38 protein-coding genes and 1 pseudogene are annotated in these 17,824 nt (G+C 32.4%); 2 read left to right on the forward strand and 37 right to left on the reverse strand.

The features are described 5' to 3' along the window. Positions 1 to 49 precede the first annotated feature (49 nt). Together FQB35_RS10520 and FQB35_RS10525 are read right to left on the reverse strand one after the other, a co-directional pair. The gene (locus tag FQB35_RS10520) at positions 50 to 421 is read right to left on the reverse strand and encodes a hypothetical protein (RefSeq protein ID WP_207707289.1); all 372 of its coding nucleotides are present in this window, start codon (positions 419 to 421) and stop codon (positions 50 to 52) included. Between the two features lie 78 nt (positions 422 to 499). Continuing rightward, positions 500 to 883, reverse strand: a complete 384-nt coding sequence (locus tag FQB35_RS10525; RefSeq protein WP_148809877.1) for an antA/AntB antirepressor family protein — start codon at positions 881 to 883, stop codon at positions 500 to 502. Positions 884 to 1,133: 250 nt separating this feature from the next. Between FQB35_RS10525 and FQB35_RS10530 the strand changes: the two genes are divergently transcribed. Continuing rightward, a complete protein-coding gene (locus FQB35_RS10530; protein ID WP_148808835.1) occupies positions 1,134 to 1,307 on the forward strand; it encodes an aspartyl-phosphate phosphatase Spo0E family protein in 174 nt (57 codons plus the stop codon). A gap of 89 nt (positions 1,308 to 1,396) precedes the next feature. On the opposite strand, the gene FQB35_RS10535 is transcribed toward FQB35_RS10530, so the two are convergent. The 32 genes and pseudogenes from FQB35_RS10535 to FQB35_RS10635 all read right to left on the reverse strand — a co-directional run bounded on the left by FQB35_RS10535 (position 1,397) and on the right by FQB35_RS10635 (position 15,749). Further along, complete coding sequence (locus FQB35_RS10535) at positions 1,397 to 1,579, reverse strand: hypothetical protein (RefSeq protein WP_148808834.1); 183 nt, start codon at positions 1,577 to 1,579, stop codon at positions 1,397 to 1,399. A gap of 725 nt (positions 1,580 to 2,304) precedes the next feature. Continuing rightward, on the reverse strand, positions 2,305 to 2,829 hold the full coding sequence (locus FQB35_RS10540) for a hypothetical protein (protein ID WP_148809878.1): 525 nt from the start codon (positions 2,827 to 2,829) through the stop codon (positions 2,305 to 2,307). 19 nt (positions 2,830 to 2,848) lie between these two features. Beyond that, on the reverse strand, positions 2,849 to 3,220 hold the full coding sequence (locus tag FQB35_RS10545) for a single-stranded DNA-binding protein (protein ID WP_148809748.1): 372 nt from the start codon (positions 3,218 to 3,220) through the stop codon (positions 2,849 to 2,851). Between the two features lie 114 nt (positions 3,221 to 3,334). Then, complete coding sequence (locus FQB35_RS15895) at positions 3,335 to 3,496, reverse strand: hypothetical protein (protein WP_168198305.1); 162 nt, start codon at positions 3,494 to 3,496, stop codon at positions 3,335 to 3,337. 44 nt (positions 3,497 to 3,540) lie between these two features. Further along, positions 3,541 to 3,825 (reverse strand): YopX family protein, encoded by a 285-nt coding sequence (locus FQB35_RS10550; protein ID WP_148809879.1) that lies wholly within the window; start codon positions 3,823 to 3,825, stop codon positions 3,541 to 3,543. Between the two features lie 148 nt (positions 3,826 to 3,973). Then, a complete protein-coding gene (locus tag FQB35_RS15900) occupies positions 3,974 to 4,141 on the reverse strand; it encodes a hypothetical protein (RefSeq protein ID WP_168198306.1) in 168 nt (55 codons plus the stop codon). Continuing rightward, on the reverse strand, positions 4,141 to 4,548 hold the full coding sequence (locus tag FQB35_RS10555; protein WP_148809880.1) for a hypothetical protein: 408 nt from the start codon (positions 4,546 to 4,548) through the stop codon (positions 4,141 to 4,143). The genes FQB35_RS15900 and FQB35_RS10555 overlap by 1 nt, the downstream gene beginning before the upstream one ends. Positions 4,549 to 4,564: 16 nt before the next feature. Continuing rightward, entirely contained in the window at positions 4,565 to 4,822 is a 258-nt protein-coding gene (locus FQB35_RS10560; protein ID WP_148809881.1) for a hypothetical protein, read from the reverse strand. 56 nt (positions 4,823 to 4,878) lie between these two features. Next, on the reverse strand, positions 4,879 to 5,121 hold the full coding sequence (locus tag FQB35_RS10565) for a hypothetical protein (RefSeq protein ID WP_148809751.1): 243 nt from the start codon (positions 5,119 to 5,121) through the stop codon (positions 4,879 to 4,881). Positions 5,122 to 5,172: 51 nt separating this feature from the next. Then, positions 5,173 to 5,886 carry an adenine nucleotide alpha hydrolase family protein gene (locus tag FQB35_RS10570; RefSeq protein WP_148809752.1) on the reverse strand — a complete coding sequence of 238 codons (714 nt, stop codon included), beginning with the start codon at positions 5,884 to 5,886 and terminating at the stop codon, positions 5,173 to 5,175. Positions 5,887 to 6,176: 290 nt separating this feature from the next. Next, positions 6,177 to 6,386: a hypothetical protein gene (locus FQB35_RS10575; RefSeq protein WP_148808827.1), complete on the reverse strand. Its 210-nt coding sequence runs from the start codon at positions 6,384 to 6,386 to the stop codon at positions 6,177 to 6,179. Between the two features lie 37 nt (positions 6,387 to 6,423). Continuing rightward, positions 6,424 to 7,452: a nucleoid-associated protein gene (locus tag FQB35_RS10580; protein ID WP_148808826.1), complete on the reverse strand. Its 1,029-nt coding sequence runs from the start codon at positions 7,450 to 7,452 to the stop codon at positions 6,424 to 6,426. Positions 7,453 to 7,686: 234 nt separating this feature from the next. Then, complete coding sequence (locus FQB35_RS16655; RefSeq protein ID WP_408625378.1) at positions 7,687 to 7,812, reverse strand: hypothetical protein; 126 nt, start codon at positions 7,810 to 7,812, stop codon at positions 7,687 to 7,689. Beyond that, entirely contained in the window at positions 7,793 to 8,056 is a 264-nt protein-coding gene (locus FQB35_RS16660; RefSeq protein WP_231701776.1) for a putative HNHc nuclease, read from the reverse strand. Before FQB35_RS16660 ends, FQB35_RS16655 begins: the two co-directional genes overlap by 20 nt. 219 nt (positions 8,057 to 8,275) lie before the next feature. After that, on the reverse strand, positions 8,276 to 8,764 hold the full coding sequence (locus tag FQB35_RS16235; RefSeq protein WP_231701777.1) for a RusA family crossover junction endodeoxyribonuclease: 489 nt from the start codon (positions 8,762 to 8,764) through the stop codon (positions 8,276 to 8,278). Then, positions 8,764 to 8,943 carry a hypothetical protein gene (locus FQB35_RS10590; RefSeq protein ID WP_148809757.1) on the reverse strand — a complete coding sequence of 60 codons (180 nt, stop codon included), beginning with the start codon at positions 8,941 to 8,943 and terminating at the stop codon, positions 8,764 to 8,766. Before FQB35_RS10590 ends, FQB35_RS16235 begins: the two co-directional genes overlap by 1 nt. A gap of 4 nt (positions 8,944 to 8,947) precedes the next feature. Beyond that, entirely contained in the window at positions 8,948 to 9,124 is a 177-nt protein-coding gene (locus FQB35_RS15905) for a hypothetical protein (protein WP_168198317.1), read from the reverse strand. Between the two features lie 2 nt (positions 9,125 to 9,126). Then, a complete protein-coding gene (locus tag FQB35_RS15910; protein WP_168198309.1) occupies positions 9,127 to 9,303 on the reverse strand; it encodes a hypothetical protein in 177 nt (58 codons plus the stop codon). A gap of 30 nt (positions 9,304 to 9,333) precedes the next feature. After that, complete coding sequence (locus FQB35_RS10595; protein WP_148809758.1) at positions 9,334 to 9,888, reverse strand: hypothetical protein; 555 nt, start codon at positions 9,886 to 9,888, stop codon at positions 9,334 to 9,336. Next, on the reverse strand, positions 9,881 to 10,744 hold the full coding sequence (locus FQB35_RS10600) for a hypothetical protein (protein WP_207707290.1): 864 nt from the start codon (positions 10,742 to 10,744) through the stop codon (positions 9,881 to 9,883). The genes FQB35_RS10595 and FQB35_RS10600 overlap by 8 nt, the downstream gene beginning before the upstream one ends. A 13-nt stretch (positions 10,745 to 10,757) precedes the next feature. Next, entirely contained in the window at positions 10,758 to 10,892 is a 135-nt protein-coding gene (locus FQB35_RS16445) for a hypothetical protein (RefSeq protein WP_269902681.1), read from the reverse strand. A 52-nt stretch (positions 10,893 to 10,944) separates the two neighbouring features. Next, on the reverse strand, positions 10,945 to 11,235 hold the full coding sequence (locus tag FQB35_RS16240) for a hypothetical protein (RefSeq protein WP_231701778.1): 291 nt from the start codon (positions 11,233 to 11,235) through the stop codon (positions 10,945 to 10,947). A 40-nt stretch (positions 11,236 to 11,275) separates the two neighbouring features. Further along, positions 11,276 to 11,539 (reverse strand): hypothetical protein, encoded by a 264-nt coding sequence (locus FQB35_RS16245; RefSeq protein ID WP_231701914.1) that lies wholly within the window; start codon positions 11,537 to 11,539, stop codon positions 11,276 to 11,278. A gap of 3 nt (positions 11,540 to 11,542) precedes the next feature. After that, positions 11,543 to 11,686, reverse strand: a pseudogene (locus FQB35_RS16250) (MBL fold metallo-hydrolase); the annotation flags it as partial. After that, the gene (locus FQB35_RS10610) at positions 11,686 to 12,594 is read right to left on the reverse strand and encodes a recombinase RecT (RefSeq protein WP_148809882.1); all 909 of its coding nucleotides are present in this window, start codon (positions 12,592 to 12,594) and stop codon (positions 11,686 to 11,688) included. The pseudogene FQB35_RS16250 and the gene FQB35_RS10610, both read right to left, overlap by 1 nt. Positions 12,595 to 12,597: 3 nt before the next feature. Next, complete coding sequence (locus FQB35_RS10615) at positions 12,598 to 12,822, reverse strand: hypothetical protein (protein ID WP_207707291.1); 225 nt, start codon at positions 12,820 to 12,822, stop codon at positions 12,598 to 12,600. An 81-nt stretch (positions 12,823 to 12,903) separates the two neighbouring features. Next, a complete protein-coding gene (locus FQB35_RS16255) occupies positions 12,904 to 13,185 on the reverse strand; it encodes a hypothetical protein (RefSeq protein ID WP_231701779.1) in 282 nt (93 codons plus the stop codon). Between the two features lie 115 nt (positions 13,186 to 13,300). Then, positions 13,301 to 14,824 carry an AAA family ATPase gene (locus FQB35_RS10620; RefSeq protein WP_231701780.1) on the reverse strand — a complete coding sequence of 508 codons (1,524 nt, stop codon included), beginning with the start codon at positions 14,822 to 14,824 and terminating at the stop codon, positions 13,301 to 13,303. Then, positions 14,818 to 14,943, reverse strand: coding sequence for a hypothetical protein (locus FQB35_RS16450; RefSeq protein ID WP_269902685.1), 126 nt, complete (start codon positions 14,941 to 14,943; stop codon positions 14,818 to 14,820). The genes FQB35_RS10620 and FQB35_RS16450 overlap by 7 nt, the downstream gene beginning before the upstream one ends. Further along, entirely contained in the window at positions 14,936 to 15,235 is a 300-nt protein-coding gene (locus tag FQB35_RS10625; protein ID WP_148809883.1) for a hypothetical protein, read from the reverse strand. The genes FQB35_RS16450 and FQB35_RS10625 overlap by 8 nt, the downstream gene beginning before the upstream one ends. Next, positions 15,232 to 15,372: a Spo0E family sporulation regulatory protein-aspartic acid phosphatase gene (locus FQB35_RS10630; protein WP_148809884.1), complete on the reverse strand. Its 141-nt coding sequence runs from the start codon at positions 15,370 to 15,372 to the stop codon at positions 15,232 to 15,234. The genes FQB35_RS10625 and FQB35_RS10630 overlap by 4 nt, the downstream gene beginning before the upstream one ends. Before the next feature lie 179 nt (positions 15,373 to 15,551). Continuing rightward, positions 15,552 to 15,749, reverse strand: coding sequence for a hypothetical protein (locus tag FQB35_RS10635; protein ID WP_148809885.1), 198 nt, complete (start codon positions 15,747 to 15,749; stop codon positions 15,552 to 15,554). An 85-nt stretch (positions 15,750 to 15,834) separates the two neighbouring features. Between FQB35_RS10635 and FQB35_RS10640 the strand changes: the two genes are divergently transcribed. Further along, on the forward strand, positions 15,835 to 16,233 hold the full coding sequence (locus FQB35_RS10640) for a hypothetical protein (RefSeq protein WP_148809886.1): 399 nt from the start codon (positions 15,835 to 15,837) through the stop codon (positions 16,231 to 16,233). On the opposite strand, the gene FQB35_RS10645 is transcribed toward FQB35_RS10640, so the two are convergent. Genes FQB35_RS10645 through FQB35_RS10655 form a run of 3 tightly spaced genes read right to left on the reverse strand, consistent with a single transcriptional unit; the run spans position 16,223 to position 17,824 of the window. Continuing rightward, complete coding sequence (locus FQB35_RS10645) at positions 16,223 to 16,756, reverse strand: hypothetical protein (protein WP_148809887.1); 534 nt, start codon at positions 16,754 to 16,756, stop codon at positions 16,223 to 16,225. The two genes, FQB35_RS10640 and FQB35_RS10645, sit on opposite strands and share 11 nt — an antisense overlap. A 33-nt stretch (positions 16,757 to 16,789) precedes the next feature. Further along, the gene (locus tag FQB35_RS10650) at positions 16,790 to 17,023 is read right to left on the reverse strand and encodes a hypothetical protein (protein ID WP_148809888.1); all 234 of its coding nucleotides are present in this window, start codon (positions 17,021 to 17,023) and stop codon (positions 16,790 to 16,792) included. A 30-nt stretch (positions 17,024 to 17,053) separates the two neighbouring features. Further along, positions 17,054 to 17,824, reverse strand: coding sequence for an ORF6C domain-containing protein (locus tag FQB35_RS10655; protein ID WP_148809889.1), 771 nt, complete (start codon positions 17,822 to 17,824; stop codon positions 17,054 to 17,056).

The following is a 17,824-nucleotide window of genomic DNA, read 5'->3' on the forward strand; positions in this document are numbered from 1 at the left end:
ACCACCTACCATATTCGTGTTTGTTTTTGGGATGAAAAAAGAGACTATACTATGCAGTTTCCTTTAATTCTTTTACTATCAGCTGCATATGTTTATACTTCGTGCTACAAATATTTGCTATTGTCTTTTTTCTTGTTTCATAATCAAATCCTGCCATTACTAAACCCATATCCATTGTCTGTAATTCAGAAATAGTCTTATTTATCTCCACAGTAAAATGCTCTCTTGTTGCTTTATCTTTTGTATCCAATAGTGCCTGAAGCTTTTTAGCCGACATACCAAGTAAAGCTCTATTGATCATATCTGCTTCATTAGAAAATACATAATTAGGTGCTGATTTTCCTTCATGGGTTAATTGGTAATTTGTATCTAATACTTCACTTAGTTTTTTATATCCTTCTTTCTGTGGTTCTCTAACCATGATCCAATACTCATAATCTCTTAAAGCTTTTTCCATTTTTTTATAAAAATAGTTTCTAACGAGATTTCCCTTTTTCTCTTACTTTTTTTTACTCGAATTGCCATCTAAACCAGTAGCCATTGCTACATGTTTAGCAGTTTCCAAAGTTAATTTTATTACTTGTTTTGGTCTACCATCTTTTATCCTAATCCGGCTAAAACTCCATTCTAAGCCATTCTTAAACACTTCCTTTATTCTTTTATTAGCCCATTTACTAAATTGCCCATTCGGCTTACCTAATTGCTCCCATAAAGTTTCAGCGTCAATAACAAACCCTTCTACACCATCCTGTAATAACTCAGGAAATGTCTTTTGGTACTTCATAACTAATTTTGCATCTTCTTCTGTAAATCCTAGCTTCTCAATTAATTCTTTTTTCTCAAATACTTTTACTTTTACATCATTGATTTTTGCCACTCTCATATCGACTACCTCCTAGAATTTTATTGATAACTAGGAGTGGTAGGAACTTACCCCACCATGCGTAACTCCTAAGAGGTGGCAGGTTGTTATCCTGCAAACCTAAAAATTTGCATTAAAAAAGACACCTTTTACAGTGTCTAAATTATCTATATATTTTGAAATGATTTACTCTTTGTTATATTTTTCCATTAGAATTTACAATAGTGCGACAGGTTAAATCTAAATACACGAATGAAAAGGAGTATGGAAAATGGATAAATATAACAATAAATTAAAATCTCTCTTAGATCAGATTGAACAAACTAGATTTGCACTAAACGAATTAATCAAGCATAAAGAAGAAAATTTACTGGATCAAGAAGTAATTGAATTAAGCCAATTACTGGATAAATTACTATCAAAATATGATAGTATGCAAAAATAACAAATAATTGTAGCACGTTAAATTTGATTTAACCTGTTGTGCTACTTGAATTTTTTTAGCATGAAAAAAAGAGCCGGTTGGCTCTTTTTTTAATTTCCTTCTACTACATGTCCTGCAACTTGTGCCATATCCCCAACAGCATCCATTGCATCTTTAGCTGCTCCTGCAAAATCTCCTTTCGAAGCTTTGTCTATAGCACCTGCCACATGATCTTTCAGATTTTCAGATGCTTCAAAAGAATTGTCAGCTACTTTTTTATCATTATCTCCCATACGTCCTCCTCCTTCCTAATTATTAGAATTCTCTACAAGAAAACAGTATCCTTTATATTCCACTCGCAAATTTCGACACAAATCGTTTAACTTATTGACTACTTATTTATTTTCATGATTAAGCAAACCAGCTAAAGCAAAACTAATAAATATTATTATACATCCAATATTCTCCTCTTCCAAACAATACAAATCCTACGCCAAGAAATATTCCAATTTCTATTAATAAGCTTCCTTTTTCACTTATTTCATCTTTAGTTTTTGTATTATTATCTTTGTTTCTTTTATTATGATAATCATTTACACCACGTGATACACATCTTGCAATAGTTCTATTTAATACCCCATATTTTCTCAGGTATACTCATTTCCCCCACCCTTTCTGCCTGATCCTCTTATTTTTCCTTTCATAGCTATCGTGGCTCATGCATTCCTTGCTTCCCCAGTACTTACTATCTACATAAATATCTATATCCTCGCATTTATCTTTTTCAGGGCAATCTGAACATAGAATTTCACTAGCGCATACTATCTTGCCTTTATGAAATTTAACTTTGCATCTGTGTAATTCCATGCGATCACCTCATTTTTATACATGAAAAAGACAGCCGATTTCTCGACTGCCTTAGTCATTAGAAGATATCAGGGGGTAACTATTTCTACAATACAATTATATTATAGATTTTATTTTAAATGTTTCTATCTTGTTTCATTTTTGTTTCAATCTACTTCAATTGACTATAAATATATTCTATTATTTTATTTTTCTTCCTCCAAATACTTACATAACTACTAGGCCTTCCTTCCATGTATAGTATCTTTTCTATAGCTCTATTTGTTCTATGTTCCGAATACCTAAGTTCTACAATCTGCATTTCTTCTTCGGTAAGATCACTAAGTATTTTTTCAATCCTTTTAACATCTTCCTCTATTTTTCTCAATCTTGCTTTTAACTTATATTTCCTTTGGATTTTATATTTAAGTTCATTCAGTAACTTGTCTGTAATTCGTTCTAGTTCTCTTTCTACAGCACTTGATGTAACAATACTAGATTGTACTCTGTCCTGGCTATAATCTATAGCTTTAACACAATCTGATAACTCTACATTAACATTCCTAAGGTCTTGTTGTATCTTATGTATAGTCTGCTTTGTATTCTCTATATCGTATTTTAATCTTTCGATCCTCTTGATCTTCTTAAAATGCCTATATAATATTCCTTCTGTTCTTCTATATTGAATGTCCTCCATTGCTTTGCCCCCTTAATGCTTAAAATGGTATATCATCGTCATCATCTATTGCTTGAAATCCATCTATTTCATTATTGGGATTGGATTGGCTATTTTTATTATCAAGAAATTCTACTCTCTCAGCTACTATCACAACTTTACTTCTTTTCTGTCCATCTTTTTCCCATATTTCCTGTTGTAGCCTACCCTCTATTCCTACTTTGCTACCTTTTTTCGTATATTGTGCTGTATTCTCAGCAATCTTTCCCCATATCACAACTTCAAAGAAATCTGCTCCTTCTCCAAAAGTTCTATTAACAGCTATACTTACTTTTGTTAATGCTTTTCCGTTTTGAGTAAATCGCATTTCTGGATCTTTTGTCCATCTTCCTATAAGATTAACACTGTTCATTTTTGCATTCCCCCTTTCGCTCCCAGGCATATCCCAGGAGCAGTTGGATTTTACTTTAGATTTATACTATTTTCAATCTGCTTTATATCTCTTAGATTTTGTTCTATTGTAAAATTATTCTTCCCAATAAGAAATTTCCGTTTCTATCACATTGTTTAGTTCTTCTATGGTTTCTACATCAGAATTTTCTTCCGCAAACACTTTGAATTCTTCTTCTAACATATTTGTATCAACTAAAATCTTAATATTTTTATATAATCTTTCTATATTATTCATCAGTATTACCTCCTCTTTAATTCTTGATTGACAAATTATTCTTTCTACAGCAATTCTGGATTTTCATATATGTTTCCGATAATTTCCATGTATTTCATTATTCCATTGTTAAAAAATGGATAGCTTGTTTCATTTGTAATCGGTCTGTTAAACCATCCCCAATCATTCCATTCAACCTTGAACAATCTTTTTCTACTATCTGTAATAATATCTCCCTCATAAATTTCCATTCCATTCACGTCCTTTAACCCTGTATATTGTCCTATGCTTTCAAGGATAACATCTTCAAACTGTACACCATTATAAAAAAATCTTTTGTAAAAAAACATATTTCCGTTATTACTCCGTACTCATCATAGCAGGGTAACCCATATACCCAACCTAAACCATCTATGCTAAATCCTCTAAACTTAATTTCTCTCATATTTTTTCACTCTCCAGTTCCTCAAATTCCTCAAAACCGCAAGAATTGTTCCATTATTCAATCACCTTATCTGACTTAATTTCTCGTAACTTCTTTGTCGACATCATATACAATAAAACTTTTCCTGTCTCTTTGCATTTGTACACATTTCTTTCTATATACTCTACATTTATACCATTACACTGTTTACAATCTGCAATACATAAATCAAATTTCTTCATTACTCTATCACCTTCTCTGTTTTTGCTAATACTTTATCTGTAATGTCAGTCAAATAAGTATCGATATACTCTTGCTCTAACATATAATCGTCTAAATCTAATTTATCTATAAAATTCTTATATTCTTTAATGACTTTCACTAACTCACGATTTAGTGCTTGTGACTGTTCTAATTTATAGCTTAAATTATGGTTTTCTTGATTTTGCATCATCCCACAATCTTTATATTCTTTTAATTCTTCTTCTAGTTTTTTATTTTCTTTTTTAAATTTTTCATACTTGTTCACTCTTTTTACGATTTCTTGTGCAATTAGAGGATTAAACATATCCCCTATACATCTATTGCCGATCATTAACTCTACAACGCTTCCATTTTTTCTACAAATTAATTTTTCCTCAATTTTCATTTTTACTCAACCTCCCTCACTTTCTAATTTGAGATTTTTCATATTCCCTAATATCACATTGAGGAAGCTCATCAACCAACATATCATCTTCGTCAACTTCAACTAATACATGAGCTACTACCATTACAAATTCTTTGCCACATTCAGTACATTTACATCTATCAAGAATACCATTGTTATTTTTCATTGCATGTTCATAGTTATAATCAGCATTTTCAGCTAATATAAATCCGTTGCAATTGTCTTGATTGCATCTATGTGCTTGTATACTCATATTTACCCCTCACTTTCCACCATATGTTAGCAATATGGTCTATTCGCTGTGGAATCTTATTTTAACGACTTTAAAAACTTATTGATTACTTCTAAGTGATATATTAGTATTTCTTTTTGTTCTGCTACTACGTTATAATGTTCAAGACATACAGGTATTAATATACTTGAATTTATCTTATTGTATTTAGTTTTTAATTCTTGATGTTGGTTTATAGTCAAATATATTCCAGAAACTTTTCCGCATATTATACACTTACCACTTTCTGTACTGCTTGTATAACCTACTTCATATCCCATAAAAATATACCTCCGTTAATTTTTATTCAGCAGGACTGAGTCAGCCCCACATTAATCAGCACACATACAAGGTATTCCAAAATCATCATCAAACATAGATTCTTGTAGTTTTCCTGCCTGTACTTCATCCCAAATGTCTTTTAGTGTACAATCTTTGAACACCGTATGTCCTATCTTCTCTTCTATCTCCATTGCTCTTTTAAATTTTTCCGGATAATACTTTGCTACTTTTCTAAAATGTCCCTTACCACCTTTAAAACACGGAATACAGTTGTTATGCTTTAAGTATTTATACGTTTCTGGTAAACATATTTTCCATTCGTTGCGAATAATATTTTTTATTTCATCATTTGAAATTTTCTTCTCAAATATTGGATACCTTGATTTAATCCCCTCTGCTTCAAACCTAATCTTTTGTTTTTGTACCCTATTCCATTCATCTGATCCGTATCCAAAATATACTATAAAATCCTCGCTTAACATTTTAAAAAACTTCCTCGATTGCTTGATCTTTAACTCTGTTGTGCAAAATGGTATATGAAAACTTGGTAAACAATTATTATCTTCTATCAAATCCCATATATCTCTACCATCTCCAACTACAGTTATTGGTAATCCTAGAAAATTAGCTACTTTATGTCTGAATCTATCTGCATCTTTATGTTCTGAATAAGTTGGTGTATGTAATAATATAACATCTTCTTTCTTTTGTTCTTGTAAAACCAAATATGCTGTATAACTAGAACTCGCTCCTCCGCTAAACATTACTATATGTTTTCACTTTTTTCTAACCTTCCTTTTTGATTGTATTTCACAATCTCAGAAAGGTCACCTGCTCGGGCTTCCCACGCCATTAAGTCTTTGTCCTACATCACCGACGCTACCATGAGCAAGTTTTACGCTTTTGTTTTTCACCCTGCACGGATCATGCTTTCGCATGGTTGGACTTCCTATTGGACATGTGATGTGTCCTCAATCCTCCACAACCTGGTTTACCAGGACTTTAGAAAAGTGAATCTATTATATTTTTTCATACTCCCACCACCACTAATATTCTATTTTGTCCATGCTACGCCCAATGTCAAATATTCCAAAATTTCATCTAAATTGTTTTGTCCCTGCAAATTGTTTATTTTTTGTCCTTTTTCTGTAAGATACTCTATACAACATCCAATTAAAAATGTCTTATTTCTAAAACATATTTCCTTATCTAGTAGCCGATTATACCCTTTATTTTTATACCATTCCCAAAAGTAATCTGGCATTTTCATCTCTCCCCACCACTAACTACAACGTTTCCGCTTACCTTTCCATCATACTTCTAACATTTTTTATAATCAGATTTACCGTTCCATCTCCATTCCTTACTATTTCAAATTTCATTTTATCTTCTAAATCCTCATACTCTCCTTTTATCTCTATACCTGTATCTGTTTTCATAATTCTCTTTTTCATTTTTTTCTCAACCCATTTTTTATCAATCTCAATTTTTTCTAATTGAATCCCTTCTCTTTCAAGGTGTTGTATAAAATTTTGCTGCATTTCAACATCATTACCAAAAACACTCTGTACAAACTTTTCAACATCTATCTCAGCGCAATTTTTCATGGATGCAATAACTTCTTCTCTTACTTCCTGAGCCTTATCTATGTCTTCTTTTAGGTTTCTTCTAGTCCACTTTTCAGTAACATTTTTAAAAATCTTCGTCTTATCCCTATCATCAATCAGTGATCTGCAGTTCAGAAATACATTTGAAAATAGCTGCTCAAAATCGTCACTGTAAACTTGCTTATCCAAGAAAATTAGATCATATTCATCCTCTTCATCTATTTCTTTTACAAAAGCACATTGTTGTAACTTTTGGCTCATTCCAGGCAAACCTATCATTTGTGGCACTATAGATGTCTTAAGCTTGTCCTCTTCAAATTCAACATTATGGATGAATGACTTTTTGTAATCTAGTTTCAATATGCCTATGTAGTTCTTATCCTTTGCTGTATATAAACATATCACTAAATCAGCAGAAGGTATGTTGTTATCCTTTTTCATCGCCTTAAACAACTGGTTTGCAATATCCTTTGAAGCTTCGATAAATGTTTCTTTGTTCTTAAATATTGCTGCACATGAATCTTTAACAATCGTTGATCCACCTCTAAACTTCCCTTTTCTGTTTTCTTCACTACCTAGTGATTTCACAATATGTTTTTCTAAAAATTCATGGATATCCTCATTGATCTCCTGTTCATAATCTGTAAGGATTGGTGCATCTCCATTTCTATCTAACACATGAATAATTGCTTTCTTTATCATCACCGCATCTGTATTTCTCATTATCAAGTTCCCCTTGCTCATCTTTTTTTAACTTCTTTTATGTTCATACAGCTTGTCCATATCAAATTTATCTGTAATACAAACAATATTTCGATTTAGCTTTGTCTCTCAGCACAACCATAACCCTAGCTTTTATCCGCTGCAATTTCTATAACTTCTCCATGTTTTCATATACAGGTCACTGTGTACATCATCTATAAATACTACAGTTCCTATATCCACATTGCTCCCCCTTTACTCCTTGTAGATAATCCTGCACACATGATACTTCTCTGCAAATGTATCTCTACCGATCGTGTGTGCCTCAGTGTGATGTATCCTGCACAATGCTATTTTTTTTCTATGTTTTTGAATCATCATATTTCTTCCTATCTATCCCTCTTCCTATTGCATCCCAATGGTGTATTTCAGCTTCTTTTTTTCCACATATCGCGCATTTTTGTATTTTTAAGCACTGCCACAAATATTTCCCTATATCATCCGTTCGATTTAGTCCATGATCCAGTAATGGTATATTCCACCGAAAAACAAAAATTCTATAATATAATTGATGAACAACCTCGCTGTTGTAACACTGCAATTTGAAAGAGAAAAAAATAATCACTTCCCTGTTTCTGATATATAGCTATATTTCATAAGTTCTTTTCATTTCTTCTGGCATGTATCCTGTATATGTAGCCATATCTCGTATAGTTGCATATACCTTTTTTTCTTTTTGCTCTGCTGTAATTGTTCTTCCGTCATCAAGACGTATTTCTGATTTTTACTTTTTCCATCTCTTGCAAATCTTTTTGAGATATTCCCCAGGTGTTTTTTTCAGGAATTATGACAGATAATCTAGTTCCTTTTTTTCTAGTTCTCTGTATCCAACTATTTCAGCATACTCATTCATTTTTTTCCTAACCCTTACCTCTGTTCTAGGATTTTTCTTGTCATAATTCCCTTTCAAGATTAATTCGATATTTCCAAAACTATCATCTTGCAACACTCCTGCTCGAACTAAGCTATCTAGTATGAATTTCCCGCTATAATTATCTGGATCTCTTCGTCTTTTGTCTTTGAAGAAATAGGTAATTTCTACCACGGCCTTTTTTAATGGATTCTGAGCCCATTTTTGTTCTCGGACTAGCCAACCTATTACCGACTGCCATTTTTTCTTTTCTGCTTGATACTGAAAAGCCTGAGTGTATGTTGAACCCCTACCCATGTACTTATTATTGCTAGGTGGAATATCTGGTATTATTATTCTTAGTTCATCTTCGATTTTTCCATTAGGTGTTAATATCGTTTGTATATGTCCCTCTGGTCCCATCAATCTTCCTCCACCTTCTTTTTTAGAAATCCAACTTCTTGCAATTTTCTTCCAACAGTCCAACAACTGCACCCAATCTCTCTGCCGATCTGTGTAAATGTAGCTCCTTCTGAGAATCTTTTTATCATATAACTGATAATTTCACTATTCCATTCGATTTTCTTATCTCCGCACCTCACACAATCACCTCTTATTAGCTTTTTCAGTTTTTAATTCCTCGTCTAAAATGTATATTTGCGCTACTAATCTGCTCATTAATACTCTGTCTTTTTCATCTTTGCTCTGTTTGTCTCTAAGTTCGCAATATCTTTTGAAAAAAAGCATTTCTCTTTTTGTAGCAATATCGAATAATAATCCCACAACTATACCCCCTTCACAGTTTCTATAAACTTCTGTATCGCAATTTCTTGTTTAATGGCTTGTCTATTCTTTTCGTATATCTCTTTTGCTTCTGCAAGTAGCTTCTTCCAGGCCACGCCCTGTTGCCCCTGTTGCGCAAGTTGTACTACTCCGTCTGCTAACTCCATAGCATAATTCATGTCGCTGCCCCCCTTTTTTTTCTACACTCATTAAGATGTTTTGTTCATTTCAAATTTCTCAGTAAGAAGTTTCGTTACGCTATCAACCTGCTGCAACTGTTTTAGATCATTTTGTACTCTTCCTGGCAACATTACTTTGTCAGATTCACGTTTCATATATTGCTCATACATTTTGAGAAAATGTGCCCTATCTGCCATAAGATTTTCGCTAACACATAACTCTCTAAACCCCATAGCTTGTACAGCTTGATATAACGGCCTGTCATTTTTTATCTCTTGTAACGCTTCATCTGCCCTGTACCATCCATATTTCTTTATGAGTTCCATAACTTTCCCCCATGCCTCAGCTCCATTTAGATTGTAATTTGTAGCCAATTTTTCCATGCATTTTCTGATTCCTGCAGGAGTTGGTTTGAATTCATTCGTTGCTATATATGTTTCAATAGCCATTTCAAACAGTTTTGGATCATCTTCTTTGAAAATCTTGTACCATAACATGGTGATTCTTTCGTCTTTAAGGATTCTAAAATTGTCATATACACTTTCTAGGGCCATAATCCCCTCAACAAATTTCTTCTTATCCATCTTCCTCCTCCATTTCTAAGAATCTTTGGATCGAATCCATGCTATCCATAATTTTCTCTGTATTTGTTTCAAACTGTTTTCCTCTGCCATAACCCTTCTTTGTCCGCTCGTTATTCATTTGCAGAAATAATGTGTCAAATTTTTCCCTTAGCTTTTTAGTGCTTAATATATTTGTCATCCAAAACGAATCCTTCTGGCACCATTGGATTACTTTTTTAATTTCATCCTCTGTTCTACCATCTAATCTAATTAGACGATCTATGTGTACTGACCATTTATCCATATCTTTTAATCCAGGTACTTTAGCTTTAGGATTATTTTTTAGAATATAATTCTTAAGATAATTTGCTAATCTATATTGAATTGATTGTTCGTCGAACTTAAGTGAGACGCTTATATTTATATCTTCTTTATCATTCTTTTCATTCTTATCATTCTTTTCATTCTTGTTTGTGTGTTTTCGCGTCGTTTCAGTGTCGTTTGCTTGTCGTTTTACTGTCGTTTCAGTGTCGTTTTTATCATCTTCTTTATCTTGGTAATCGCTGTAATTTACTACTGTTAATACTGTTTTTTTACTGTCGCTTTTATGAGTTATCATTCCGTCTTGCTCTAGCATTTTTAAAAAATTTTTCACTTTCGTATTAGACCAGCCCCATCTATCGCATAATTGCCTAATTGATGTAATCCTGCTGCCTCTTTCTACAATTATTAATTCATTTCCTAAAGCAACTTTTTTAGGTTCGTGATTTACCATCATCAAAATATCTATCCACGCTTGTCCTTTTGAGAAAGGCTTATCTTCCCATAACCAATTATTTTTTATGCATCTGTGAAGTTTAATCCAACCTTTTTGCAACTTCACCACCAACCTATTGAATTAAATGTATAATCTTTACTGTAATTGCTAATACTAATGCTAGAATAAATATGCATTTGTTGATTTTCTGACGTTTTTTAATCCTGCGGGGAACATGTCCCCGCTCAATCCATGTTATTTGCTTCATAGTTTGTTGCCCTCCTTAAGTTAAAGTTAATATTAATGTTTTACCTTAACTTTTAAAATGTACCTAAACTAACTTCTATTTCTAATCCTTTGTCTGCTACATATGTTGGTTTTCCAGTAAGCCGTTCTATTTCTTCTTTGAATATTGCTTCGTTGCTATTTCCATCGCTCAGATGTATAAGCATTATATTTTGCACTGTTTTCATGTCCGTAACTTTAAGAAATTCTTTCACATTTCCTAAAGAAAAATGTGATTTCAAAAGTCTATTCTTTAAGCTTCTTGGTATTAATCCCTGATCTAAATTCTCTTTTAGAATTTCATCAGAGTAATTGCATTCAATCAAAATATGGTTCAGGTCCTGAAACTTATACTGGCAGTAGTAGCTATCTGTAATAAAACAATAAGCTTCCAATTTCTCTGTGATATATTAAAAAACCCAAGCGGTTCAGCTGCATCATGCTGTGTTTTTGAATGGAAGCACTATAAAAACTTCCTATTTTAGTTGCCTTCTCACTTTCTAATAGTTTTACTCTGTATCCAGTAACTTCACATGCCATTGCTGTTCCTTTACTCGTATAAACATCTATTCCGTTCTTTATTAAGTCCTGTATTGCTTTTGAGTGGTCTTTATGCTCGTGGCTAACCAAACACCCTACCACCTTGTTTAAATTAAAATTTAAGCCTTTCAGAATAGCCTTATAAGGTAATCCGCATTCTATAATCAAAGTTTCTTTTGGAGAGTAAAGGAGATAACAATTCCCCTTACTCCCACTCCCTAATACTTTCAGTTTCATTAGAATCCTGGTCCTTCCATTATTGTTTGTTGCTGCTCTACATCTGCTTTAGGAATTTCCTCATACGCAACATCTTTTACAGTTTCATTAGTGAATCCTATAGGCTTTGAGTTCGCCTTTTCCTCTTTAATCTCTTCTTTAACCTCATATTCCACATCGTTCACCATATCTTTGTCTTTTTCTTCAAAATCAGCTTTATCCGAATTATTAAAAGCTCCAATCAGAATATCTGAATCATCACTTGTGTTTGCAAACATCTTACAAGCTCTATTAATTACTGTTTTTTTAGCCATTTCTTCTGTAAAATTTGTATGCGCTCCGCTCTTGCCTTTTGCATACCCCTGATTCCATGAGTTTCTTATCTGAGCCATGCTCATAATTTCTGTATGAATTGGACCATTTTCACCTACGATTACTGCAAATGCACCTTTAATCTTTTTGATATCAATATTCTCGAATTTAGGATTGAATTTAGTAATTTTTAAAACAGCGGTATCAACATTATATTCAGTTTCAAATTCGTCTCCTTCATATATGCAATAAGCCTTTACATCCTTTACTCCTTTTAGTCTTTTTGTTACTGCTACAGTTCCCATGTAGCTTCTCATAAGCTGTAATTTACCACCATAAGCTACAAAGTAACATTGCTTCTTAGCTGGACTTAAACCTTGTATAACCATATCTAACAAAGCATTTGCTATACTTGCTTTACTGCAAGTTTGAAGTACTGGTTTTTTATCCTTGTCTACAGTTTCTGAAAGTATTAAATATGCACTTTTTAAAGCGTTTTCTGCGCTATATCCTTTTGGAATAACTAATTCTCCTTTTTTGTTTAGGTCCTGAACTCTCGCTAGTACTTCTTCTGTAATATTTTTTTCTTGTGTTGTTGTCACTACATTATTTGACATAATCTATTCCTCCTCTTCTCCTTCTACATATTCAAACCTAACTTTTTTCCTTTGATTTTCTTTTAAAAAATTCTCAAGAAAACTAGCTATTTCACTACAAGATATAAGATCACGACCTATAATTGCATCTTCTGGGCATTCATATAGTGGATGTACACCAAAGATTGATTTACCATTTACGATTAATTCATCATGAGTACAACAATCCGAGTCTTCCCAACTTCTCACCTTTTACAACAACTACTTCATCCATTTATATCACCTCGCAATTAACAACTAATAGATCGTTATTTTTCAATTCTCAATTCCTTATCTTTTGCTAACAATTAAATTCACGATTTGACTGTTGCAATCAATCAACTGATTTACACTCTCTCGATTATCTATGAATATTGGTGCTTGTACATCATAATACTCTGAAAGCGCATTTATAATATCTAAACCTGCATTAATCTGTGCAGCAGTATTTGCATTACTGAAAGGTACTCCGTCTATTAAAGCTTCGCATGTTTCTACCAATCCACCGTTTACCTGTGTATCAAACAGCTTAAAGCTCACATATTTGAATTTTGCATTTATGCTGCTTTCCAATAATTCAACCTTTGTTTTTACAAACTCTTCACATAAGTACTCTTGTCCATCCAGTTCAGCTATTTGCTGAGCTAATTGCTTTTTCTCTTTCTTGTAGTTCTTTCATTCTGGCTTTTCATTTTTCTCGTTCTGTTCTTTTATATGCTAATTGTCCGTTTATTTCTTCTAGTTCTTTTTCTAAACTTGCCTTTTTCATCTTAAGTTCGTGTATTTCATGATTCATTTCCACTGGAGTAGAAAATTTTTGTTCTAACTCTTTGATCTGCTTCAACACTTCTTGATATTCTTGATTATTTTCTAAATCTATAGATGGTGTGAAATTATCAATTTTAGCCTTTCTTTCAATCAAAATCTCATTTACTTCTTCTAATCTTGCTACTGCTAAATCTTTTTCAACTTTCAACTTTTCTTTTTCAGTTTTATGTTCATCTAATTTTGATTTTTTAAATTTCCCAAGATTATTTATTGCAGCTAGTTTTTCAGCTTTATTTTGATTGAAGTTTTCTATCATTTCAGCTTTTTTAGCTTCAATGTCATGTTCTTCAAGCGGTCTTTTACATGTAGGACATATAAAACTATCTTCAGGAATATGGAGCTCTTCTTGATTTACAAGATTCCATTTCTCCCTCAACTCTGCAAGTTCTTTTTCAATGGAGTTTACTAAATTCTCTTTAGTTTCTATTGCATTATTTATTTTGTAGAGTTCCATATCTAATTTCGTTTTTTCTTTTTCCGCTTCTCTTAATTCAGAATTCAACTGTTTAAGCGGTTCCTCCGCTTCACTCTTAACTTTATATTCAATATCTTTTAGCTTAGATTTAAGTTTATACAGCTTGTCCTTCTCTTTAAGAAATTCTTCATTTACTTTCGATCTATCCAATAGCATTTCATCGATATTTTTTATTCCAGCTGCAACTCCTCTTTTTCTAAATTCTAGGGCTTCAAAATCTAATTCCTGGATTGAGTTGTTTAATTCATCTATTCTATATGGTATTGACTTAATTTCATCATTCAGCCTTTTCTTTTTAGCTGTTATGGATTTCTTAAGAGTGTCTATGTCTTTATCTCCTAGTAATTGTTCCAATGGTCTCAAATCAGCTTTGTAATTAATAATCCTTTCACTTGTAATATCTCCGATAATTTCTAGTAGTACATTTCTTCTATCCTGCCATTTCATCTTCGTACTAAAGTACAGTGGACTTGTTATAAGCTTGAAAATATTTTCATTTATAATTTCGTTTATCTTTTTTTGGTACTCTGATTTCTTAACTGGAACATCATCTATGCTGTATAAAGTTTCGTGCCCTGTGAATTGGCTTTCTGCTTGTCCTCTTTTTCTGGTCCATTTTTCTTTATAGATTTTAGACAATGTAATATCCGTACCATCTACGCTCAATACTCCTGTTACTTCATGTTCAAGGCCATGAATAACTTGTCCATTTCTATCTAGTGTTTTGATGTCGAAAGCAGTTCTATCCTTACTATCCTTATCAAACAATAACCAGGTAAATGCATCTGCTATTGTTGTTTTTCCAGTCGCATTTTCTCCGTATATATCAGTAACCTTCCCAAAGCTGATTGTTAAATCTCTAATCCCCTTAAAATTCCTTAACTTTAAGCTCTTTATTTGAATTAACATTTTTCTTCCTCCTTAATCTCTTTGAAACTTGGATTCGCTCTATAATAATCAACTAAACCTGTACCAACTTCTATTACTGTTCCTGTTACAACATTTCGAAACTTAACTTTCTTAGGCATGCTTGCTCCTCCTAAACTTACCCGACCTCTTATAATACTTCCTGGTCCTCTTTATTGCTCTCTCAAATTTCTCGTAGGCTTCTTCTAACTCTTTTTTCACTTCTTCTCCAATGTACCCATGTGCGGGACCATCATAGAAACACTTTCCACCTAGTGCTAATAGCAATCTCCCATATGAATAATGATCTAAAAAACCACATACCTCACACTCTTCGATTGTCTCTACAACTCCAAATTCCTCTTCACTCCAACTATCTGTATATAACTCATTTCCACACACTTTACATTTCACGCTGTCACCTCTCTCATATGCTCAACTACTAGCTTGTCTACTTTCTTAGACTGTTCTTGCACTAATGGATGTTGTAGATCTTTATGTTTAGTAATCAAACGATCTAATTTCTTCTTTTCGATTTTGAGACTATTCATTTGTATGTCCCCCTGTATTAAATTTGTATAATCTGTTATAATACTACTGACGTTTATTTTTTTAGTGCACTATTTGGTTGTTGCAGCAACCTTAGTGCTTTTTTCTTTTTGTAGAATCTCTAAAAAGTCTCTAACCTTGCCTTTGTAAGAACCTAATCCATGCATATACTCACCCCCTCTCACTTTCCAAGTAACTTCTGTCTCTCTACCCTTAACTCTTCGATCCTCTTTTTAATTTCAGCTTTTCTCTTTGCGATTTTTTCAGCTTCTTCTACTGTATCTCCGCCATTAGCAGGGAAATTAGCAAACTCTTCTGCAAGTTTGGTATGCTCTCTTATAATTTCAATCAACCTATTTTCTGCTATTTCGCTAAGCATTTATTTCACCTCTTTCTTGTCGATATTTGTATGAAGGTTTCCCTCTCTTCCTGTAGAATTTTGCTTTAGGAAGGGGGTGAGCATATTGAATCAAATTGAAATCAGAATAACAATCCTAGAAGACTTATATAATCAAGCAATAACCAAAGGTCGTATAGATGTAATGATTTCTCAGGAATTACTTGATAAGTTTCATTCAAATAATATAGATGATAATTTCATCATTTTTAACCTCTTATATCTTGAAGATAAAGGTTTTATTGAAGTGAATTGGGGTGTACAACGTAGAATATTTGGCATAACAATTACTTCATCTGGTTGCGATATTGTAGAGTTTTACAAACTAGGTTTATCTTTTAATTCTTTGAATAAAGAAAATAAATTTGAAACTGTTTTAAAACAAATACTTAACTCCGGAAATGAAGTTATAAAAAACTCAGCGATATCTTTAATAAATCTATATCTTTCAAAATTTATTTCTTAGAAATATCCCAAGCTAATGTATTTGCTTTGTGGCAATATACTTCAACTTCTTCTATATCTACTATGCTGGTGTACCGTATTACATCTTTACATATATTTAAAATAGCAGTACTTTCTTCAACAGATATTTTGTTTTCCTTTAGTTGTAACAAAATATTGTTAGTTATTTTTTCAATACGCTTTGGGTCTAAACCCAACTGTTTAATGTTCCACTCATCATGGTATTTTTTTAGAACAAACTTCTTCTTAGACTCTAAATAATCAATTAATACTTTATCAGCTTTACTCTTAGGAGATAGACCCCACTGTCTCCTAAGTCTGTTTTCAGCAGTGGTTAATATTTCCATTTGTCTTTTCCTAATGTTGTCTCTAACTTCATAAGTATCTTCTTGGAATTTTACCGAAAGATCAAAATATTGTTTATCAAGTTTGTCATACTCAATTTGCTCAGCTTCAGTTAACTTAGGTTTCATTTTAAGACTTCGAAAAGCTAATTCTTTAATCACTTTCTGTTCTAAATTCATCACTGTCATCTCCTTTTTTTTTAATAAATATCATTAAAAAGATAGATAATCTTTTAAGCGATATCGTATAGACCCTATTTTCTCAAATCTTAAAACTAATAATTTTACTCGGTTCTTACTGTCTGCGACTTCTACTTCGTAGTAGTTAGAACCCTTTTCTTCTACAAATAGTGCAATACTTCTTCCTAGTAATATTTTTATAAGTTTACTTCTAAGATAATTGATTAATTTATTTACTTTACTATAACGCCATGATGTTTTTATCACTTCAATCATCCTCTCTAGGCTTGTCCTAAATTAGATAACACTCTCTTGTATTCTCATCTGACTATTTGCTAATCTAATTTCATCTGCTAAAACTATTGGTAGTCTGTATTCTTCTACGATTTTTCTAGCAGTTTCTAATTGACTTCTTTTTATAGCTTCATATCTTCTAACTCCAAATTCTCTTTTAAGCTGTTTTTGAATATCAGCATAAACTCTTCCTCTCAAAGAGTTGTCGCAGTAAGCAGGGCTTTTATAACCTCCTAAAACTTCTATGCCTTTCTTCCTTATAATGCCTTGTAGCTCTTTACACTCTATATTGAAAAGTGGCATGTTGTTTTCAAGTTTCGTAATCCTGTTGTCTATTTCCATTGTTCTTTGGTCCAATGCAAAGATTGCTTGTATTTCTTTGCTAAGTCCTTGATATGGCTTTAAGGCTACTTGCTTTAATTTATCTTCTATTTTTACAAAATAATTTCTAGCGAGTTCACCATTTGGAGATTTAGAAGTCATGCATAATTTTTTTGCAAAAGATGCAGTTAATTTATAATCCTTTGTTGCTTGACCGCCGCATTCGTCATTAAGTACAAATGGCCAATAATCTAAGTTTTCTTCTGCGAATTCATTATTTTCAATATTTCTCTTTGCCCACTTTGAATAATTACTAGGATTAAGTTCTAAAAACTCATACAGTTTCTTTGCTGTAGTTCTTCCTTTATCATCAACTCCTAAAGCTATCTCTATTGGTGTTAATCTATTTTCGCTTATATCTTGTTTTATTAAAGATGCTACTGTTTTTTTCAT

The sequence above is a fragment of the Crassaminicella thermophila genome (assembly GCF_008152325.1).
Lineage (GTDB): Bacteria > Bacillota > Clostridia > Peptostreptococcales > Thermotaleaceae > Crassaminicella_A > Crassaminicella_A thermophila.

Excerpts from the sequence above, each read along its gene's own strand:
- FQB35_RS10565 (WP_148809751.1), bottom strand. The coding sequence starts at position 5,121 with ATGGGATATGAAGTAGGTTATACAAGCAGTACAGAAAGTGGTAAGTGT.
- FQB35_RS10530 (WP_148808835.1), top strand. The coding sequence starts at position 1,134 with ATGGATAAATATAACAATAAATTAAAATCTCTCTTAGATCAGATTGAA.
- FQB35_RS10545 (WP_148809748.1), bottom strand. The coding sequence starts at position 3,220 with ATGAACAGTGTTAATCTTATAGGAAGATGGACAAAAGATCCAGAAATG.
- FQB35_RS16235 (WP_231701777.1), bottom strand. The coding sequence starts at position 8,764 with ATGGGACCAGAGGGACATATACAAACGATATTAACACCTAATGGAAAA.
- FQB35_RS10520 (WP_207707289.1), bottom strand. The coding sequence starts at position 421 with ATGGTTAGAGAACCACAGAAAGAAGGATATAAAAAACTAAGTGAAGTA.
- FQB35_RS10540 (WP_148809878.1), bottom strand. The coding sequence starts at position 2,829 with ATGGAGGACATTCAATATAGAAGAACAGAAGGAATATTATATAGGCAT.
- FQB35_RS10575 (WP_148808827.1), bottom strand. The coding sequence starts at position 6,386 with ATGCCAGATTACTTTTGGGAATGGTATAAAAATAAAGGGTATAATCGG.
- FQB35_RS10525 (WP_148809877.1), bottom strand. The coding sequence starts at position 883 with ATGAGAGTGGCAAAAATCAATGATGTAAAAGTAAAAGTATTTGAGAAA.
- FQB35_RS10655 (WP_148809889.1), bottom strand. The coding sequence starts at position 17,824 with ATGAAAAAAACAGTAGCATCTTTAATAAAACAAGATATAAGCGAAAAT.
- FQB35_RS10535 (WP_148808834.1), bottom strand. The coding sequence starts at position 1,579 with ATGGGAGATAATGATAAAAAAGTAGCTGACAATTCTTTTGAAGCATCT.
- FQB35_RS10630 (WP_148809884.1), bottom strand. The coding sequence starts at position 15,372 with ATGAATAGTCTCAAAATCGAAAAGAAGAAATTAGATCGTTTGATTACT.
- FQB35_RS10570 (WP_148809752.1), bottom strand. The coding sequence starts at position 5,886 with ATGTTTAGCGGAGGAGCGAGTTCTAGTTATACAGCATATTTGGTTTTA.
- FQB35_RS15910 (WP_168198309.1), bottom strand. The coding sequence starts at position 9,303 with ATGAATTATGCTATGGAGTTAGCAGACGGAGTAGTACAACTTGCGCAA.
- FQB35_RS10580 (WP_148808826.1), bottom strand. The coding sequence starts at position 7,452 with ATGAGAAATACAGATGCGGTGATGATAAAGAAAGCAATTATTCATGTG.
- FQB35_RS15895 (WP_168198305.1), bottom strand. The coding sequence starts at position 3,496 with ATGAATAATATAGAAAGATTATATAAAAATATTAAGATTTTAGTTGAT.
- FQB35_RS15900 (WP_168198306.1), bottom strand. The coding sequence starts at position 4,141 with ATGAAGAAATTTGATTTATGTATTGCAGATTGTAAACAGTGTAATGGT.
- FQB35_RS10560 (WP_148809881.1), bottom strand. The coding sequence starts at position 4,822 with ATGAGTATACAAGCACATAGATGCAATCAAGACAATTGCAACGGATTT.
- FQB35_RS16450 (WP_269902685.1), bottom strand. The coding sequence starts at position 14,943 with ATGCCTAAGAAAGTTAAGTTTCGAAATGTTGTAACAGGAACAGTAATA.
- FQB35_RS16445 (WP_269902681.1), bottom strand. The coding sequence starts at position 10,892 with ATGAAGCAAATAACATGGATTGAGCGGGGACATGTTCCCCGCAGGATT.
- FQB35_RS10555 (WP_148809880.1), bottom strand. The coding sequence starts at position 4,548 with ATGAAAATTGAGGAAAAATTAATTTGTAGAAAAAATGGAAGCGTTGTA.
- FQB35_RS16655 (WP_408625378.1), bottom strand. The coding sequence starts at position 7,812 with ATGATGATTCAAAAACATAGAAAAAAAATAGCATTGTGCAGGATACAT.
- FQB35_RS10645 (WP_148809887.1), bottom strand. The coding sequence starts at position 16,756 with ATGAATTTAGAACAGAAAGTGATTAAAGAATTAGCTTTTCGAAGTCTT.
- FQB35_RS10635 (WP_148809885.1), bottom strand. The coding sequence starts at position 15,749 with ATGCTTAGCGAAATAGCAGAAAATAGGTTGATTGAAATTATAAGAGAG.
- FQB35_RS10550 (WP_148809879.1), bottom strand. The coding sequence starts at position 3,825 with ATGTTTTTTTACAAAAGATTTTTTTATAATGGTGTACAGTTTGAAGAT.
- FQB35_RS10595 (WP_148809758.1), bottom strand. The coding sequence starts at position 9,888 with ATGGATAAGAAGAAATTTGTTGAGGGGATTATGGCCCTAGAAAGTGTA.
- FQB35_RS10610 (WP_148809882.1), bottom strand. The coding sequence starts at position 12,594 with ATGTCAAATAATGTAGTGACAACAACACAAGAAAAAAATATTACAGAA.
- FQB35_RS10620 (WP_231701780.1), bottom strand. The coding sequence starts at position 14,824 with ATGTTAATTCAAATAAAGAGCTTAAAGTTAAGGAATTTTAAGGGGATT.